The sequence below is a fragment of the Halanaerobium sp. MA284_MarDTE_T2 genome (assembly GCF_003337245.1).
Lineage (GTDB): Bacteria > Bacillota > Halanaerobiia > Halanaerobiales > Halanaerobiaceae > QPJE01.
This window is the reverse complement of record NZ_QPJE01000019.1, coordinates 22,489-40,324: the sequence shown is the minus strand read 5'-3', so window position 1 is coordinate 40,324 and position 17,836 is coordinate 22,489. Positions and strand designations below refer to the sequence as shown.

Annotated in this window: 20 protein-coding genes; 16 read left to right on the top strand and 4 right to left on the bottom strand. The window is 27.2% G+C overall.

The features are described from left to right. Positions 1-94: 94 nt before the first annotated feature. The gene (locus tag DFR78_RS12305; protein ID WP_255416537.1) at positions 95-328 is read right to left on the bottom strand and encodes an Rpn family recombination-promoting nuclease/putative transposase; all 234 of its coding nucleotides are present in this window, start codon (positions 326-328) and stop codon (positions 95-97) included. Between DFR78_RS12305 and DFR78_RS08825 the strand changes: the two genes are divergently transcribed. Together DFR78_RS08825 and DFR78_RS08820 are read left to right on the top strand one after the other, a co-directional pair. Next, complete coding sequence (locus DFR78_RS08825) at positions 297-731, top strand: nucleotidyltransferase domain-containing protein (protein WP_114458477.1); 435 nt, start codon at positions 297-299, stop codon at positions 729-731. The two genes, DFR78_RS12305 and DFR78_RS08825, sit on opposite strands and share 32 nt — an antisense overlap. Further along, complete coding sequence (locus DFR78_RS08820; protein ID WP_114458476.1) at positions 721-1,143, top strand: DUF86 domain-containing protein; 423 nt, start codon at positions 721-723, stop codon at positions 1,141-1,143. The genes DFR78_RS08825 and DFR78_RS08820 overlap by 11 nt, the downstream gene beginning before the upstream one ends. A 23-nt stretch (positions 1,144-1,166) precedes the next feature. On the opposite strand, the gene DFR78_RS08815 is transcribed toward DFR78_RS08820, so the two are convergent. Next, positions 1,167-1,658 (bottom strand): Rpn family recombination-promoting nuclease/putative transposase, encoded by a 492-nt coding sequence (locus tag DFR78_RS08815; RefSeq protein WP_114458475.1) that lies wholly within the window; start codon positions 1,656-1,658, stop codon positions 1,167-1,169. 185 nt (positions 1,659-1,843) lie between these two features. On the opposite strand from DFR78_RS08815, the gene DFR78_RS08810 reads away from it, so the two are divergent. The 7 genes from DFR78_RS08810 (at position 1,844) to wzy (ending at position 9,918) form a co-directional block, all read left to right on the top strand. Continuing rightward, positions 1,844-2,359, top strand: coding sequence for a winged helix-turn-helix transcriptional regulator (locus DFR78_RS08810; RefSeq protein WP_114458474.1), 516 nt, complete (start codon positions 1,844-1,846; stop codon positions 2,357-2,359). Between the two features lie 418 nt (positions 2,360-2,777). Further along, complete coding sequence (gene kdsB, locus DFR78_RS08805; protein ID WP_114458473.1) at positions 2,778-3,500, top strand: 3-deoxy-manno-octulosonate cytidylyltransferase; 723 nt, start codon at positions 2,778-2,780, stop codon at positions 3,498-3,500. 2 nt (positions 3,501-3,502) lie between these two features. Then, entirely contained in the window at positions 3,503-4,333 is an 831-nt protein-coding gene (gene kdsA / locus DFR78_RS08800) for a 3-deoxy-8-phosphooctulonate synthase (protein WP_114458472.1), read from the top strand. Positions 4,334-4,335: 2 nt separating this feature from the next. Next, positions 4,336-5,328: an SIS domain-containing protein gene (locus DFR78_RS08795; protein WP_114458471.1), complete on the top strand. Its 993-nt coding sequence runs from the start codon at positions 4,336-4,338 to the stop codon at positions 5,326-5,328. A 22-nt stretch (positions 5,329-5,350) separates the two neighbouring features. Continuing rightward, complete coding sequence (locus DFR78_RS08790) at positions 5,351-6,820, top strand: flippase (protein WP_114458470.1); 1,470 nt, start codon at positions 5,351-5,353, stop codon at positions 6,818-6,820. Between the two features lie 270 nt (positions 6,821-7,090). Next, positions 7,091-8,284 carry a transposase gene (locus DFR78_RS08785; protein WP_089655576.1) on the top strand — a complete coding sequence of 398 codons (1,194 nt, stop codon included), beginning with the start codon at positions 7,091-7,093 and terminating at the stop codon, positions 8,282-8,284. A 194-nt stretch (positions 8,285-8,478) separates the two neighbouring features. Further along, a complete protein-coding gene (wzy, locus tag DFR78_RS08780; protein ID WP_158531746.1) occupies positions 8,479-9,918 on the top strand; it encodes an O-antigen polysaccharide polymerase Wzy in 1,440 nt (479 codons plus the stop codon). A 101-nt stretch (positions 9,919-10,019) separates the two neighbouring features. Here wzy and DFR78_RS08775 read toward each other — a convergent pair whose 3' ends face one another. Further along, complete coding sequence (locus DFR78_RS08775) at positions 10,020-10,499, bottom strand: transposase (RefSeq protein ID WP_114458468.1); 480 nt, start codon at positions 10,497-10,499, stop codon at positions 10,020-10,022. Between the two features lie 117 nt (positions 10,500-10,616). Then, entirely contained in the window at positions 10,617-10,913 is a 297-nt protein-coding gene (locus tag DFR78_RS08770; RefSeq protein ID WP_114458467.1) for a transposase family protein, read from the bottom strand. Between the two features lie 148 nt (positions 10,914-11,061). Between DFR78_RS08770 and DFR78_RS08765 the strand changes: the two genes are divergently transcribed. Genes DFR78_RS08765 through rfbB form a run of 7 tightly spaced genes read left to right on the top strand, consistent with a single transcriptional unit; the run spans position 11,062 to position 17,774 of the window. Continuing rightward, a complete protein-coding gene (locus tag DFR78_RS08765; protein ID WP_114458466.1) occupies positions 11,062-12,414 on the top strand; it encodes a hypothetical protein in 1,353 nt (450 codons plus the stop codon). 46 nt (positions 12,415-12,460) lie between these two features. Continuing rightward, complete coding sequence (locus DFR78_RS08760) at positions 12,461-13,513, top strand: glycosyltransferase family 4 protein (RefSeq protein WP_114458465.1); 1,053 nt, start codon at positions 12,461-12,463, stop codon at positions 13,511-13,513. Positions 13,514-13,558: 45 nt separating this feature from the next. Beyond that, positions 13,559-14,164, top strand: a complete 606-nt coding sequence (locus DFR78_RS08755) for an acetyltransferase (RefSeq protein ID WP_114458464.1) — start codon at positions 13,559-13,561, stop codon at positions 14,162-14,164. Continuing rightward, positions 14,161-15,258: a glycosyltransferase gene (locus DFR78_RS08750; RefSeq protein ID WP_114458463.1), complete on the top strand. Its 1,098-nt coding sequence runs from the start codon at positions 14,161-14,163 to the stop codon at positions 15,256-15,258. The genes DFR78_RS08755 and DFR78_RS08750 overlap by 4 nt, the downstream gene beginning before the upstream one ends. Before the next feature lie 13 nt (positions 15,259-15,271). Further along, on the top strand, positions 15,272-16,147 hold the full coding sequence (gene rfbA / locus DFR78_RS08745; RefSeq protein WP_114458462.1) for a glucose-1-phosphate thymidylyltransferase RfbA: 876 nt from the start codon (positions 15,272-15,274) through the stop codon (positions 16,145-16,147). Between the two features lie 18 nt (positions 16,148-16,165). Continuing rightward, entirely contained in the window at positions 16,166-16,735 is a 570-nt protein-coding gene (gene rfbC / locus DFR78_RS08740) for a dTDP-4-dehydrorhamnose 3,5-epimerase (RefSeq protein ID WP_114458461.1), read from the top strand. 1 nt (position 16,736) lies between these two features. Continuing rightward, on the top strand, positions 16,737-17,774 hold the full coding sequence (gene rfbB, locus DFR78_RS08735; protein WP_114458460.1) for a dTDP-glucose 4,6-dehydratase: 1,038 nt from the start codon (positions 16,737-16,739) through the stop codon (positions 17,772-17,774). Positions 17,775-17,836: the final 62 nt, after the last annotated feature.

The window sequence follows — 17,836 nt, the reverse complement described above, 5'->3', positions numbered from 1 at the left end:
ATCTGCTACAAAAGAAAGATTTGTGAGATTAACTGTAAAAAGGCTAGGTTCTATGAATAAGGAATCCTCGTGGGCTTGCCCCGAGGAGCGTCAATTAATTCATATTATACCTTCTATCACCGTGGTAAATCAAGAGTGGAAGTATTAGCGGTAATTTTTCTGAATTATTTTGCTTTAAATGTTGATCCCAGATTTCTGTCATATATTTTAGAATAAAAATTACAAATTGATTATTCTGCGGATTGAATTTATAAAATACAGCATAAGTGATATAATTTAGAGGAAGGAGGTTAATTATGGATAAAGTAATAAGAAAAATTGACTGCAAATTGAAAAAGAAAATAGAAATGTTTTTAGAGAAAAAAAAGAATGTTAAGGCAGCTTTTTTATTTGGATCATATGGGACCAAATATGAAAGAGAAAATAGCGATTTAGATTTAGCCGTCCTTTTTGAAGATTCTCCAAATACATCAGAACAATTGGAGTTGGCTGGAGAAATTGAGCTAGAAATACAAAATTATGAAATTGATTTAATTAATTTAAATAATGTTAACATGGCTTTTAAGCATGAAATAATTACAAAAGGAGAAAAAATATATAGTAGAGACCAAATTGAAACAGCAGATTTTGTAGAATATGTTTTAAAGTTTGGTCCTGATGCTAGAATATATAAATATAAAATTCAAAAAGATTATATTGAAGGTTTAAAGGAGGAACATAATGACTCTTGATTATAATCGATTAACAGAAAAAATACAATTCATAAGAAGTAATATGAAAAAATTAAGAGAATTAGCAGAACTTCCTAAGGAAAATTTTTTGAGTGATTATAGGAATTATGATACTGCAAAATATAATTTACAGTCAATAATTGAAGCAATGATAGATATTGCTAATCATATAATATCTCGTGAAGAATTAGGGAATCCGGATACAAATGCTGATTCTTTTAGAATAATTGCAGATACTGGTTTAATAGAGGAAGAACTATTATCAACTTTTATTAAGATGACCAAATTTAGGAATAGAATAGTACATCTGTATGACCAAATTGATGATGAATATATTTATCATATTATAAAAAATAATTTAGAAGATATAGATACTTTTATTGAAATAATTATTGATGATTATTTTCAATAAAAAAAGAGCAGAATAATCTGCTCTTAATTTAAGTATCCTTCCAGGTCTTTAAGTGATTCAATATTAAGGATATTGTTTCTAATAGTTTTTAATGTTTCTAATTGAGAATTATTAAGTTTTTTCTTCAGGACAGGAGGGAAGTCCTCAATATTAAGTTTTTGAGCTGTTAATCCTATGATAGTTTCTATAAGTTCTTCTTTTTTACCTTCTTCACGACCTTCTTCACGCAATTTGTTTGCAGTAGACATGAATGCTTCACTCCTTTCAGGAATAATAGTATCTACTTTTTGTTTCATAATATCCACATCATAGTCTACAATTTCTAAAATATACCTTAGTCCTACAGAAAAATATTCTTTTAATTTTTTGTCTACAAATGAGTCTTTAGAAATTTCTAAATGAGAACTATCCATTATTTCTAAAAGTTCTTTAGGAAGATAGCTTTTGATAAAACTTTCTGCCACTTCTTTTTTGCTGAACATTTCTTTAAAAAACTTATCATGTGGAGAAATCATTAAATCAACTCCTTTTATGTAGGATTTATTATTCAAAACAAACATGTGTTCTATAATTATAATATCACAACTTAAATATATGTTCAAAAAATTTGACTAAAATAAACCTATTTTTTATTGATTTTTATTGTAAAGTATATTACAATTAAAGATGTTAAGGAATTGAACAAGTTAAGGGAGCTGCAATGGAAAAAAATATAACAGATATTTTAAACGTGTTAGATGATAGAGATAATCCCTCACAGAGAGAGATAGCAAAAGAAACTGGAATTTCTTTAGGTCTGGTCAATACTTTAATTAAAAAATGTGCTAAAAAAGGTCTGGTTAAGATTGAAAGACTCAATGCTAGAAATATTAAATATATATTGACTCCAGCTGGTATCAAAGAAAAAACTGAAAAAACCTTAAATTATATAAAAAAATCATACAGGGCTGTAAAGGAAATTGAAGCCAGGGTTTTAAAGCTGGTTGAAGAGAACAAGAAGGAAGAGAAAAACATTTATCTTTATGAGGCTAATAGAGAAGAAAGTGAGATACTTGATCTGATTGAGACGATTTTTAAAGGTAATAATATCGATTATGAGGTTATTTATGATCCCAAAGAATTGGATTCTTTAAACAGTGAGGAAGATATTTTATACCACTGGGATCTGGAAACAGATTTTTCTGGGTTAGATGAAGTTAATATATTTAGATACTGATGTAATTTTATGGAAATGACATCGGATGTCATAAAATATATTTCGACAAAATCCGAGTATGATATCAATTGAATTCTTTATATTAGTGATATAAAATAAAGGATGTGGATGCAAAAAAATTAGCAGTAAATTGATTAAATTTAAGCAAAATTAAATACTGAAATATAACAAACTATTTAATATGTGACAGCGGATGTCATATATTATTTATTTAACAAGTTCATTTTTTATGAAAAACTATTTTTTTATTATTGATGACCGACTTCAACAAAGTGGACATAGTGTTGAATAGGGGTAGAGAAAAAAATATAGATAAAGAATATACAGTTTTTTGTATATGAACTTAAGGGATTGAGTTTATATGTAAAAAACTATTTTTTTGTGTTTGGAGAATAAATATTTTGGGGTGTTGAAATTTATGAGGATTACAGCAATAATACCTGCTAGATATAGCTCTAGTAGGTTACCAGGAAAACCAATAAAAGATATTTGTGGTAAAACAATGGTGCGTAGAGTTTATGAACAAGTTGAAAAAGTTAGTTTAATAGATGAAATTATTGTTGCTACTGATGATCAAAGAATTTATGATGAAATCAAAAATTTTGATGGTAATGTTATTATGACTACAAAAGATCATAAAACTGGAACTGACCGGTTAGCAGAAGTAGCTGCAAAAATAGACTCGGATATTATTGTTAATGTTCAAGGAGATGAACCATTAATTAATCCCTTAGTTATAAAGTCAGCTATAGAACCATTATTGTTAGATGCTTCTTTAAAAATAAGCACATTAAAACATTTAATTAAAGATAAAAAAGATATAAATAATCCAAATATAGTAAAAGTTATTACAGATGGAAATAATAATGCAATATATTTTTCCAGGTCTAAAATTCCATTTTCAAGAAATAGTCAAAAATTTAACTATTACAAACACATTGGATTGTATGTCTATAGAAGGAACTTTTTATTAAAGTTTGCAGAAATGAGCTCAACACCTCTTGAAGTGCAGGAGTCATTAGAGCAATTACGGGTTATAGAAAATGGATATAAAATTAAAGTGATAGAAACAGAATACGATTCTATTGGGGTAGATACCGAAGAAGATTTAAATAAAGTTAGAAATATATTGGGGGAATAGAAATGGTAAAAGAAATTAAATTGAATGAAAATGTTATTTTTGGGAATAACAGACCTTTTGTATTATTTGCGGGACCTTGCGCAATTGAGAGTGAAGAAAGAGTCTTGAAATTAGCAGAAGGAATTAAAAAGATTACAGATAAGTTAAATATTCCTTATGTTTTTAAATCATCATATGATAAAGCTAACCGTTCTTCTATTGATTCATATCGTGGACCTGGGATTGAAAAGGGGTTAAATATACTACAAAAAGTAAAAGACGAGTTTAATTTACCGGTAATTTCTGACGTTCATACAGAAGAACAGGCAAAAATGGCTGCAGATTTTTTAGATGTTATACAGATACCTGCTTTTTTATGTAGACAAACTGATTTAGTAACTGCAGTTGGAAAAACTAATAAGATTGTTAATGTTAAAAAAGGTCAATTTTTAGCTCCCTGGGACATTGACCAGGTAGTTAAAAAAATTGAAAGTACTGGTAATAAAAAAATATTATTAACAGAACGAGGAGTTACTTTTGGATATAATAATTTAGTTGTCGATATGCGATCTTTGCCGCGAATGAGGAAAACAGGTTATCCAGTAGTTTTTGATGCTACTCATAGTGTTCAATTACCTGGAGGGGCAGGAGATTCTTCAGACGGCGATAGACAGTATGTGCCTTATCTTACACGAGCAGCAGTCGGTGCTGGGATTGATGCATTGTTTTTAGAAGTACATGATCAACCTGAAGAGGCGTTGTCTGATGGTGCTAATATGGTGAGGTTGGAGAATTTAGAGAAAATATTAAAACAGGCTAAAGCTATTGATAAACTTGTTAAGGAGGATCTATAAGGATGGTATTACTGGATTCAGAGTTGGGTTCTCAAAAAATTAAAAAGCAAGCCAAAGATGTTTTAGACATTGAGTCTGAAGCAATTTTAAATTTAAAAGAATCTATAAATGGACAATTTGTTGAAATAGTAAAAGAAATTCTTAATTGTCCAGGTAGAGTTATAATGACCGGTATGGGAAAATCAGGCTTGATTGCAAAGAAATTGGCAGCTACTTTAGCGAGTACTGGTACGCCTTCTTTTTTTCTTCATCCAGCTGAAGCCATACATGGAGACTTAGGCATGGTTACTAATGATGATATTGTTATTACATTATCAAATAGTGGTGAAACAAATGAAGTTTTAAATATAGTTCCTGCTATAAAAAGAATTGGAGCTAAAATAATTTCAATGACAGGTGGGCTTGATTCTACTTTAGCAAAAAATTCGGATTATATATTAAATACAGGAGTTAAAGAAGAGGCCTGTCCTTTAGATTTAGCTCCAACTGCAAGTACTACAGCAACTTTAGCTTTAGGTGATGCTCTTGCAATATCTTTACTCAAAGTTAGAGATTTCAAACCTGAAGATTTTGCTTTATACCATCCAGGAGGTTCCTTAGGCAAGAAACTTCTATTAAAGGTAGATGATGTTTTACATGTTAGAGAGCAGAATCCAGTTGTTAATTTAGAGACTAATCTTAAGGAAACATTATTTACTATGACTTCAACAGGTATGGGGTCAGTTAATATTGTTGGTGATGATGGAAAATTAGCTGGTATAATTACTGATGGAGATATAAGACGTCATCTGGAAGAATCACCTGATTTATTAAATAAAAATGCTGGAGATATAATGACAGTTAATCCAAAAACAATTTTTAAAGAAAAGTTAGCTGCTGAAGCATTAAAATTAATGCAGGACAATGAGATTAAAGATTTACCGGTAATAAATGAAAATGATGAGCCGTTAGGATTAATTAATTTTCAAGATTTATTAAAAGCTGGGGTTTTATAAAAAAGATCAAAGGTTGATTTTAATGAAAAAAAATAAAGAAAATTCAGTTTCTAAAAATACTTTTTTTAATTTATTAATTAATATAATAAAAGTGTTAATTCCTTTGTTAACTATTCCTTATATTTCTAGAATTTTAGGTCCTGAGAAACTTGGAACAGTCAATTTTATTCGTTCTATTATAAACTATTTTATTATTATTGCTGGATTGGGAATTCCAATTTATGCCAGTCGAGAAATAGCTAAAATTAAAGATGATATTCAAAAAAGGACTAAATTCTTTATTGAAATCGAAGCTTTAAGATTTATTACAATAGTTATAGTAGAATTCTTTTTTATTTTACTTGTTTTAAAATTCCCAAACATTGTAAAGGGGCACATTAAGTTATCTTTAGTTTTTAGTGGTCTAATTATTTCTTCATTTTTTAATATTGACTGGTTTTATAAAGGTTTAGGTAAGTTTAATTTTATATCAAATACTCTTCTTTTTTCAAAATTTATATATTTATTTTTAATTTTTACAACAATTAAAAATAGACAAGATATTTATAATTATGCAAGTATTATTTTGTTATCTGATTTGATTTTCAACTGTTTGATGTTCTTTGTTGCAAGATATAAATTAGATTATAATAAACTTTCTTGGGAAGAAATTAATCTTAAAATTCACTTCAAATTTGTTGGGTGGTTTCTTTTTTCGCGTTTAGCAGTATTAGTTTATACTAATTTAGACAGTGTAATGATTGGATATATACAAAACGAAGAAAGTGTAGGACATTATTATGTTGCAAATAGATTAGTTAAAATAATATTACCATTTGTTGTTGCAACTGGAGCTGTTTTACTTCCTGAAATTTCAAAATTAAAAGAAAAAAATAATTATAAAAAAATTAGAGGCTATTTAAGAAAATCTATTTCAATTATGATAATGATATCAGTGCCGGCAACATTAGGCCTTATTTTATTATCTGATCAAATAATTCCATTGATTTTTGGTGTTAAATATAAATCTGTATTTACTTTAAGAATATTATCTCCATTACTTATTGTAATAGGATTTAGTAGTGTTTATGGAACACAAATTTTATTACCTTTTAATAAAGAAAAAGAATTTAGTCTGATTATTATATTTGGAGCTATTATAAATTTCACATTAAATTTATTTCTAATAAAGCGAATTGGTTATAATGGAGCAGCTATATCAACACTAATAGCGGAGGTCATAATAGCTGTTTTAGATTATTTTTTAGTTAAAAAAATTATTAGGAATATTTATGATATTAAAAATATTATTCAGGTTGTAATGTCTTCATTTTTAATGTATATATTTATATTGTTTTTTAAACATGTATTTTTTAATTATATGAATAACATTTTTAGTATTAGTTTTATTATATTGACCTCTTCTATTATTTATTTTTTTGTTTTATATAAACTAAAAAATGAAGTTTTTTTATATGGTATTGATAAATTCAAAAATAAATTTTTTAGCTAGCCTCACAACTTTTGGACAAAATTTAATATAATATATTAAATAGAATTGCAATTTCTGGATTGTCAATTCTTTTTTAAAACAATTTTTATCGAACAATAATTATATAAGCGAATTTCATAAAAATAAGCCTTGATATAACAAAGATTTTAATGATATAAAAAGGGCTTCACCCCATTCTTGTCGAATTTAATAGTAACACCCAAAAAACTCGAAAGAAGGTGAAGCCCTATTAATAATATTCGACAAGAGTGTCTCTTTCCCTTTGAAGAATTGCTAAATTTATCGGAAACAGACAAATTAATTTGTATTTTAGATCCTATTGATCTTAAACCTGTTGTTGAAAAGATAAAACCTAAGTCCAATAAAGGACCAACTGGATACAATCCAGAAGCTATTTTAAGAGCTTTTCTGGTCCAACAGATTGAAAAGATTCCTACCAGAGCAGACTTAGTAAGCAAAATTGATAGAAGTCCTTATCTCAGATATGTCTGCGGTTTTTCTACCACTGGTAGGGTGCCCAGTGAAGCAACATTTAGCCGATATTACAGCAAATTATCTGAGACTGATGGTCTGGAATTACTAATGAATGATCTCTTAGATCAAAGTATAGAACTAAATCTATTAGACACAGATACAATGGCTGTTGATGCTTCAAAACTGGAAGCTTATGAACGAGCTAAGCCAAAGTCAAAGATAGACAAGGAAAATGATTTTACCCCTGATTGGGGTACTAAATTCGACTCCCATAAAAATCAGATAACCTGGTTTGGCTGGAAGATACATGCTGCAGTTGAAACTAAATCAGAATTACCGATTGCTTTAACTTTAACTCCAGCCAATCATGCAGATAAAACCCAGGCAATACCTTTAGTTGAAAAGGTTAATGACTTTTTAGCTGAAAGAGATTTGATTAAACCAAAATTTTGGACTATGGATTCAGGTTATGATACTACTGATATCTATGAGCATATTCTCTTTGAGCAGGATTCTCAGGCCATTATCCCAATCAACAAGCGTAATGCTAAACAGCCACCAGCTGGTTTCTATGATTTTAAAGGAACACCAGTCTGCAGTGGCGGACACAAAATGTATTACTGGGGTCATTACAAAGGAGTCAACAAATTTAGATGCCCACATGTATGTGGTAAAGTTGATTGTATTCATGGAACTAAATGGTGTTCTGACAGCAACTACGGTCAGGTAACTAAAACCAGACCAAAAGAGAACCCCAGATATATATCAACACCACATAGAGACTCTAGAACCTGGAGAAGGATCTACAACAAGAGAACCAGTGTTGAGAGAACTTTTTCCAGACTAAAAGAGCATCTAAATTTAGAGAACTTAACTGTAATGGGAGCCAAAAAAGTCAAAACTCATTTGCTATTAAGTTCAATCAGTTTGATAGCTGCAAGAATCGCAGCCGAAAAGATCAAGCTTCAAAATCAGACTTTAGCTGCTTAAAAAGCATTTTAAAGCAAGATTTTAAGATACCCAAGCTAAGTGCGTCTAAATTTAGCAGTAAATCTATGGTAAATCATTAAAATCTACAAATTCAAGTTAAAAGGCTTATTTTTATGATTCGCAGACAATATTTTTTTGAATTAAACTAAATTAAGCGTATTATGAAATTCGCTTATATAACAGCGTGGTGTCTTATGAAAATAAAAATTAACAAATATTTAACTTTGATTAATTTTATAAATATTTTTATTTTGTTATTATTCATATTTCAAACGAGAATAGAGTTTGTTAATGAGATTAATAAAGTTGAATTATTGAAATATGAATTGGTATTTTTTTCTTTTTTTTATTTTATTCAAATTGTATTTTATTATAAAAATTTACTTCATCCTTATTTAGGATTATATTATTCTTTATTACTTTTTAACTTTTCAAGAATACTTGTCGATCTTTTAGGGGGAGTTGATTTTTCTAAAACAGTTTGGTTTTTACAAACAAACTTGTCAGTTTCAGTTCAAATTCAAACACTTGAAGTTTTGGGTTTAGGTCTTACTTGTTTGCACATAGGATATTTATTGAATTTAGCATTTGTTTATAATAAAGAAAACAGAGGTATAATTAAAACTAACGAATTAATCCTAAAAATAGGATATTTATTTTTAATATTAGGCATAATAGGATACTTATATGAAAGTATTATTTATTTTAAGTTTGTCACTAAAAATGGGTATTTATCTTTGTTTTTAGGTAATAAAATCAAGATACCAATCATAATAAGACTTCTTAAAAATCTTTTTTTGGTTAGTTATCCATTATTGATGTCTAATAATATAAAAAAAGATAAGGCTAAAAAAATAACTATTATTTATTTAATTGGTCTTTCATTTAGCATGTTAAGAGGCCAAAGGACCCAATTTTTTTCTGGAGTATTAGCTTCCTTAAGCATGTATCATTATATTTATAGAGTAAAAAAAACAAATTTTAAGTATTATGTTAATGTTTTTTTAAATTCTTTAGTGTTAATATTTATTGGAGATTTAATTTCAAAATTTAGAGAAAATATTTATTTTTTTGCAAGCAATAATAATTTATTTTTAACAATAAGGGATTTTATATACAGTCAAGGAGTTTCAATAAATGTTCTGGCCTTTACCATTAAGTATAAAGAAAAATTTCAGATAAATAATTTAAAGTATATTATAGCGCCTATTACCGACTATTTTTATATTTTGAATTATAGAATTTTTGAAAGTTTTTCTATTAATTTTACCCCTGTTCAAATATTAGATTATTCTAATAGATTAGCTTATAATCTTTCATATTATATAAACCCTTATCTATATAAATCTGGAGCTGGTCTTGGCGGAAACTATTTAGCAGAATTTTATACTTATTATGGATATAAGGGTGTTATAATTTTCAGTCTGTTTTTTGGTTTCTTTTTTAGTTTATTATTGAAAAAAGCAATAAGACATCGATATGGGATATATATACTATATTTTATTTTACCTCATATTTTCATGTCTCCAAGAGGTAATGCATTAGGGTTTTTCAGATATATTTGGAGAATGAGTTTTGTATATTTTTTAATAATAATTTTTATTAATTTTATTAAAAGAAATAAGGTTCTTTAACAAATATTGTGAAATCTAAATAGCAACCATTGAATTATGTTAGCTCTTTAATTTTTTGAATTACTCTTAAATACTTAGCAATGATAAATATACTCGCCGTCTCAAGTTTTTAACTTTGGAACACCGTAGCCAATTCTTTTGACTAGTTTGATTTTGTTGTTTAATCTTTCAGCAAATCCGTTAGTTATTCTAGTTTTAAAATAGTTAATACTGTGTTGTTCCAAGCGTTTTAATGTTCCTTTAGTTCTACAGAAAAGATTTAGTGTAGACTGACTAACATTTTCATACCAGTTATCTAAAGGTTGAATAGATTCTTTAACATCAGGTATCTGGAGTGAGTCTCTAAATTTTTCTTTTAGCTTCCATGCTTTTTCTAAAGCAGGAGATAATTTGAAGAGCTCTATCAGTTGCTGGTGTCCGTATTCATCAAGTTTTTCGCCAGCCCTTAAAAAAGTGAGTCTTGATTTGTAAAATTTCTTTCTATTGGCAGCAGTCTGTTTCTCCTTTTCCTTGATTGCAAATTCATCAATACTGATGGCTTCAACTTTATCTAAAGTTTTTAGCTGAGCCTCTTCTATCATAGTATCTATTTGAGTATTAACTGAGTTTTTAATACTGGTATAACTTAAGCCATTTTCTCTTGCTACCCTTGAATAATCACGACCATCAGTCTGTTTTAAAAGATAGAATTTAAAATGCTAAGTTTTCCTGGAATAACCAGGAATACTCTTAAGATTTTTTGGTATTGCTCTTTTGTCATAATGTTTGCAGTTATAGCGCTTTTTAACTATTTTAATAACAACTTTTTTATCTCTAAAAGGAACATCTTGAATACTTTTAGGACGCCTGTCATGAATATTCCCTACCTTTCTACCGCAGCTAGGACACTTAACATGATCTGTTTTGTAATCAACGATAAAAGTTAAATATTCTTCTGTTTGGATTAATTCTGTTGCCACAAGGTCTGGTAAATCTGTGATAAGATTAGTATGCATTTGCTTGACTCCTTCATTGAATTTTTAATGTGCAAACTAATTAATTCAACAGAATTAGGCAAATGCCTTTTTTTATTTAGATTTTTTTAGATTTACAGTTTTTTCTTCACAACATTAATTATACAACCAAGAATAAGGAGAGAAAAAATTGAATAACATTTTATTTTTACGAGGAGCCCAGCATGATAAAATCAATTTATTTTCTAAGTTAACTCATCAATTAAACAAAAGAGATATTGAATGTACTAATTTGACTTTTGATATTATAGAAGAATATTTATATAATTGTCATAACATAGAAACTTTAAAAGTTAGTGATATTAAAGTAGATCATTTTAGTGAATTTAATAAATACTCTTCAAAAGAAATGAATAATATCATATATTTTGAGGAAAAATTTAATGAAAAAGTGTTTGGTCAGTCAAACAAAGATAAGTTAATTAAAATAACTAAATGTTTTATGGAAAAACTAAAGGAACTAGATAATTTATATTCTTATGATGCTTTTTTAATGTGGAACAATAATTTTTTGTTTGATAGAATTGCATATTATTATGCTAAAAAAAACAATAAGGATATATTTGTTATTGAACAAGGTAGCTTTAGACCATTTACTTTAGCCATTGATAAAAAAGGTGTCAACTTTGAAAGTTCTATACCTAAAACAAGTGAGTTTTATAAGAATCTTAATTTTGATAAACAACTTTATAATTCATTTTTAGAGACTCCTATAAAGGCTACTAAAGATAAAACAAAATATTATAATAACAATTTATATAAAATAATGGTTTATTTAAACATTTGTAAAAAAGTTATTAGTGGGGGATATTTAGAACCAAATTATATTAATTTTTTTACAAATTTAGTTAGTAAATTAATTAATAATAAAAAAAATAAGTTAAAAAATAAAATAACTAATAATCAATCTATAAATTTTAATAAAAGATATATTTTTGTTCCATTACAAGTCGAAACAGATTCTCAGATCATATTTTTTTCTCCTTCCATTAAAGATATGGAAGAATTAGTTGTTAAAGTGAGTGAAAAAGTTAAAGAATACAACAATAAATTTAATGATAATATAGATGTAATTTTCAAATCTCATCCAAAAGACTCACGAGTTGACTTGTATGAATTAAAAAATAAAGTAAATAAATATCAAAATAGTTATTTGATTGTAAAAGGAAATACAAAAAAATATATTAAAAACTCTGAATTGGTTATAACAATTAATTCAACAGTAGGAATTGAAGCTTTAATTGAAAAAAAATCAGTTATCACTTTAGGTAAATCTTTTTATAATATTGAAGATATTGTTTTACATTGTTCTAAAATAAAATTATTACCAGAATATATAAAAAAAGCTTTAGAAGAAAGTGTTAACCAAGAATTAATTGAAAGATTTTTATTTTATTTAAGATTTATATATTTTAAAGAAATATATTGGAAAAACTCTGATATTAAGTCGATTTCAAAATTAGTTGATTTCATAACCGAATGATCAAATATTTAATATAAAACAAAGAATAGTAAGAGGTGGATTTTTTATGAAAACTATAATATATTTAGGCTTTAATAATCCTAATAAACACAAAAGAGGTGTAGAAAATGTAATAAAATTCCAATCTGAATCTGCCAAAAATTATTATAAATATTATATTTTTTTTGATGATACTGAATCTAAATTTAAATGGGGTTCTATCAAATGTATTGGAATAAAAAATAATAATTTGAGATTTTTAAAATTAAATAAATTGATAAGAGAAATCATTAAAAAGAATGCGAGAAAAAATATAGTAATACATTCTCATAATTATTTAATGAGCTTTTTTTTATTATATAAGACAGATATTTTTACTGTACATGACGGATTATATTATTATAAAAAGAATATTAATAGTAATAAATTACTCCTTTTTAGAATTATTGAAAAAATAGTTTATTATAGATCTAATATAATTCATTTTATTTCAAATTTTGCAAAAGAACAGTCTCTGTTTAATAATGATAGCGGATTTGTAATTATTAATAATACTACTCCTTTTGAAGAAATATATACCAAAGCAAAAGATAAATTTGATGAATTTGATAATACTAAAATTAATATTTTTGCAGTTAGAAGTATAGAAGAAAGAGCAAGAATAGATCTGTTGATCGAAACTGCTAAATTATTAAATAAAAACAAATATTATATATATATAGCAGGTAAAGGCCCTTTACTTAAACATTTTAAATCTAAAGCTAAAAATATAAAAAACATAACCTTTCTTGGATATGTTGATGATGATGATTTAATCAATTATTATAATAATTGTGATTTAGTAATAATGCCAGCTGAATATGGAGAAGGTTTTGGGTTGCCTATAATTGAAGGTTATTTATTTAACAAACCAGTTATTGCTTCTAATAAATGTGCAATACCAGAAGTTATTATTGATAAAAATTTTTTGTTTGAAAATAATGCAACAAACATAAAGACAAAAATAAAAGAGGTCTTAAAGAATAGTTACAATAAAAAGTTCATAAATTTTTATGAAACTAATTATTCTTATAGAATAATTAGTCAGCAATATAAAGAACTGTATAATTCATTAAAATAAAAGATTTATTTTTGGTAGTACTTATTTTAAAAAAAGGAGCTTAAAATGAAAATCAATAAATTATGGAATGATTATGGATTATTAGGTAGTTTAAAATTACTTTACCAATTTATAACTTCAAAATTTATTTTTTGGAATTCACGATTAATTAGAAGACCAATTTATATCAGAGGTAAACATTTTATTAGAATCTCTAAAGGATTCACTACAGGAGTTGGATTAAGACTAGAAGCTTATCCAAAGAAAAATAATTCAGCGATCATTGAGATAGGGGAAAATTGTCAGTTAAATGATTATGTTCATATTGGTGCTATTGAAAAAATTATCATAGGAAATAATGTTTTAATAGCAAGTAAAGTATTCATAACAGATCATAATCATGGTTATTATGGAAATAAAGACTTTAACAGTCCTCCTTATATTTCACCTAATAATAGAACTTTGTATTCTGAAAAAGTTACGATAGGTGATAATGTTTGGTTAGGAGAATTTGTTTCTATATTACCTGGAGTAGAAATTGGAGCAGGGTCAATAATTGGTGCGATGTCTGTTGTAACTCATAATATCCCTCCTAATTCGATAGCTGTTGGTATCCCAGCCGAGGTTATTAAAAAATATAATTCTAAAACAGAAAGGTGGGAAAAAGTATGAAAAAAATCGTTGTGTCAGCAATTAACTTTTCTAGTGGGGGACCATTATCAGTGTTACAAGATGCTTTAGGTTACATAGGAAAAAATCTTTCAAATAAATATGAAATTGTTGCTTTAGTTCATAATAAAGATTTATTTGATGTGGAGAATATTAAATATTATGAGTTTTCCAATTCTAAAAATAGCTGGATAAATCGTTTGTTTTACGAATATATTTATTTTTATTTTTTATCTAAAAAGATTAAACCTTATCTCTGGTTATCACTTCATGATATGACTCCAAATATTAAAGCAAAGAAAAAAGCTGTTTATTGTCATAATCCATCTCCTTTTTATCAAACAAATAGATTGGAAAGAAAATTCAACAAGAAATTTTGGTTATTTACAAAGTATTATGAATACATATATAGAATTAATATAGATGAAAATGACCATGTTATTGTGCAACAAGATTGGTTGCGTAGTGAATTTGAAAAACGTTTTAAGATAGATAACGTTATTGTTGCAAATCCAAATATTAAAATACCTAATGAGATAGTTGAAATAGATGGAAATGAAATCCCAAAAAAAGATTTTGCTTTTTTTTACCCTTCATTTCCGAGAGTATTTAAAAATTTTGAAGTTATATGTGAAACTGCAGAAATTTTAAAAGAAAAAGGAATAAAAAATGTTAAAATTTATTTAACTATAGATGGAACTGAGAATGAATATTCTAAATATATATATAAAAAATATAAAAAAAATAGTCTATTAGAATTTATTGGTTTGATTTCTCGAGAAGAAGTATTTAAAATGTATAGTAAAATTGATGCTTTAATATTTCCTTCCAAACTAGAAACTTGGGGGATGCCAATAACTGAATTTAAAGAATTCGATAAACCTATTTTTCTTTCTGATTTAGAATACGCTCATGAAACATTAGGAAATTATTCCAAAGGTAAATTTTTTGATCCTTTGAAACCAGAACAATTATCAGATGTAATTATAAATTATATTAATAATGATATTAAATTTGATAATCATAAAGATTTAACAATTGATAATCCTTATGTTAAAACTTGGGAAGATTTGTTTAATATATTGTTAGAAGAATAGGAGGTTTTTAATAATGAAAGGAATAATTTTAGCTGGTGGTTCAGGAACAAGGCTTTATCCAGTTACAAAATCAATTTCAAAGCAGATAGTACCTATTTATGACAAACCAATGATTTATTATCCATTATCTGTATTAATGCTCTCTGGCATTAAAGATATACTTATAATTTCTACACCAGAAGATTTACCGGTATTTAAAGATTTGTTAGGTGATGGAAGTGATATTGGTTTAAACTTAGAATATCAAGTTCAGGAAAAACCAAGAGGGCTTGCAGATGCTTTTATTGTTGGAGAAGATTTTATTGGAGATGATAATGTAGCGTTAATTCTTGGTGATAATGTTTTTTATGGACAGAGTTTTACTGAGATATTAGAAAGAGCTGCTTCTTTAGAAGAAGGAGCTACTATCTTTGGCTATTATGTTAAAGATCCTACAAGTTTTGGAGTAGTAGAATTTGATGATAATGGTAAAGTATTATCTTTAGAAGAAAAACCAGATGAACCGAAGTCTAATTATGCAGTGCCTGGACTTTATTTTTATGATAATACCGTTGTAGAAAAAGCTAAAAATTTAGAACCATCTGAACGTGGAGAATTAGAGATTACAGATCTAAATAGATTATATTTAGAAGAAGGAAATTTAATGGTAGAACATTTTGGCCGCGGAATGGCCTGGTTAGATACTGGTACTCATGATGGTTTATTAGAAGCTTCAAATTTTGTAGAGGCTATTCAAAAAAGACAGGGCCTATATATATCCTGTATAGAAGAAATCGCTTACAGATTGGGATATATTGATTCTGAACAGCTTAAAAAACTTGCAGAACCATTAATGAAAACTAATTATGGTAAATATCTATATGATATTTCAGAAGGAAAAAGAAACTAAATTTAGTAGAGGTGAAAAATGTCTAAATTCAAAAAAATATCTACCCCTATAAATGATCTTTATATAATTGAACCAACTGTTTTTAGTGATCATAGAGGTTTTTTTATGGAAAGTTATAATAAAAAAGAATTTGCTGAGATTGATCTTGATCTGAATTTTGTTCAGGATAACCATTCAAAATCAGAAAAAGGAACATTAAGAGGGCTTCATTTTCAAACTAAACATGCCCAGGGTAAATTAGTAAGGGCTGTTAAAGGTACTGTTTATGATGTTGGAGTTGATTTAAGAAAAGACTCTGATACATATGGAGAATATTTTGGAGTTATCTTATCAGAAGAAAACAAAAAAATGTTTTATATTCCAGAAGGTTTTGCCCATGGTTTTGTAGCACTAAGCGATGAAGTTGAGTTTTTATACAAGGCAACTGATTATTATCATCCAGAATACGATGCAGGAGTAGCCTGGAATGATCCTGATATAGATATAGATTGGCCTTTAGAAAGATTTAACTTAACAGAAGCTGATTTGTTATTATCAGATAAAGATAAGGAACTACCAACTTTAAAAGAATATAATAAGGGTGATTAATTTGAAGAACTGTTTAATTACTGGTGGTGCAGGATTTATAGGCACTAATTTCGTTAAATATATGCTTAATGAACATGGTGATGAATTTAATCTTGTTGTTTTAGATAAACTTACATATGCTGGAAATTTAGCGAACTTAAAAGATGAATTAAATGATATTGAATTTGTTAAAGGTGATATAAGTAATAAAGAGTTAGTAGAGTATATTTTCACAGAATTTGAAATTGATTATGTAGTAAATTTTGCTGCGGAATCTCATGTTGATCGTTCAATAAAAAATCCACAGATCTTTTTGGAAACTAATATTTTAGGAACTCAAAATTTAATGGATGTTGCTAAAAAATTCTGGCAAGTGGATGAAAATCAATATAAAGAAGGGGTTAAATTTCTTCAGGTATCTACTGATGAAGTATATGGTTCATTGGGAGAGACAGGTTACTTTACCGAAGAAACTCCATTAGCACCTAATAGTCCTTATTCTGCCAGCAAAACAAGTGCAGATATGATGGTTAGAGCATATAATGAAACATATAACTTCCCGATGAATATAACAAGATGTTCTAATAATTATGGTCCTTACCAGTTTCCGGAAAAACTAATCCCACTATTTTCAACAAATGCTATGGAAGATAAAGAACTGCCTATCTATGGTGATGGGAAAAATGTTAGAGACTGGCTGCATGTTAAAGATCACTGTAGAGCTATAGATATAGTGTTGAGAAAAGGGGAAGTTGGGGAAGTATATAATATTGGTGGTAATAATGAAAAAACCAATTTAGAAATAACTGAATCAATTTTAAATACTTTAGATAAACCTAAAGACTTAATAAAATTTGTTAAAGATAGATTGGGACATGATCGCAGATATGCTATTGATTCTTCCAAAATGAAAGAAGAATTGAACTGGGAACCTGAATATACATTTGAAGAAGGAATTGCTGAAACTATTCAGTGGTATATAGATAATGAAGATTGGTGGCGGAACATTAAATCTGGTGACTATAGAGATTATTATCAAAAAATGTATACTGATAGATAATTTTTATTGAGCTGGAGCGATGCTATTAAGCAGCTCCAGCTTTTCTTTTATTAATGAAATTG

Excerpts from the sequence above, each read along its gene's own strand:
- DFR78_RS08825 (WP_114458477.1), top strand. The coding sequence starts at position 297 with ATGGATAAAGTAATAAGAAAAATTGACTGCAAATTGAAAAAGAAAATA.
- DFR78_RS08820 (WP_114458476.1), top strand. The coding sequence starts at position 721 with ATGACTCTTGATTATAATCGATTAACAGAAAAAATACAATTCATAAGA.
- DFR78_RS08815 (WP_114458475.1), bottom strand. The coding sequence starts at position 1,658 with ATGATTTCTCCACATGATAAGTTTTTTAAAGAAATGTTCAGCAAAAAA.
- DFR78_RS08810 (WP_114458474.1), top strand. The coding sequence starts at position 1,844 with ATGGAAAAAAATATAACAGATATTTTAAACGTGTTAGATGATAGAGAT.
- kdsB (WP_114458473.1), top strand. The coding sequence starts at position 2,778 with ATGAGGATTACAGCAATAATACCTGCTAGATATAGCTCTAGTAGGTTA.
- kdsA (WP_114458472.1), top strand. The coding sequence starts at position 3,503 with ATGGTAAAAGAAATTAAATTGAATGAAAATGTTATTTTTGGGAATAAC.
- DFR78_RS08795 (WP_114458471.1), top strand. The coding sequence starts at position 4,336 with ATGGTATTACTGGATTCAGAGTTGGGTTCTCAAAAAATTAAAAAGCAA.
- DFR78_RS08790 (WP_114458470.1), top strand. The coding sequence starts at position 5,351 with ATGAAAAAAAATAAAGAAAATTCAGTTTCTAAAAATACTTTTTTTAAT.
- wzy (WP_158531746.1), top strand. The coding sequence starts at position 8,479 with ATGAAAATAAAAATTAACAAATATTTAACTTTGATTAATTTTATAAAT.
- DFR78_RS08775 (WP_114458468.1), bottom strand. The coding sequence starts at position 10,499 with ATGATAGAAGAGGCTCAGCTAAAAACTTTAGATAAAGTTGAAGCCATC.
- DFR78_RS08770 (WP_114458467.1), bottom strand. The coding sequence starts at position 10,913 with ATGCATACTAATCTTATCACAGATTTACCAGACCTTGTGGCAACAGAA.
- DFR78_RS08760 (WP_114458465.1), top strand. The coding sequence starts at position 12,461 with ATGAAAACTATAATATATTTAGGCTTTAATAATCCTAATAAACACAAA.
- DFR78_RS08755 (WP_114458464.1), top strand. The coding sequence starts at position 13,559 with ATGAAAATCAATAAATTATGGAATGATTATGGATTATTAGGTAGTTTA.
- DFR78_RS08750 (WP_114458463.1), top strand. The coding sequence starts at position 14,161 with ATGAAAAAAATCGTTGTGTCAGCAATTAACTTTTCTAGTGGGGGACCA.
- rfbA (WP_114458462.1), top strand. The coding sequence starts at position 15,272 with ATGAAAGGAATAATTTTAGCTGGTGGTTCAGGAACAAGGCTTTATCCA.
- rfbC (WP_114458461.1), top strand. The coding sequence starts at position 16,166 with ATGTCTAAATTCAAAAAAATATCTACCCCTATAAATGATCTTTATATA.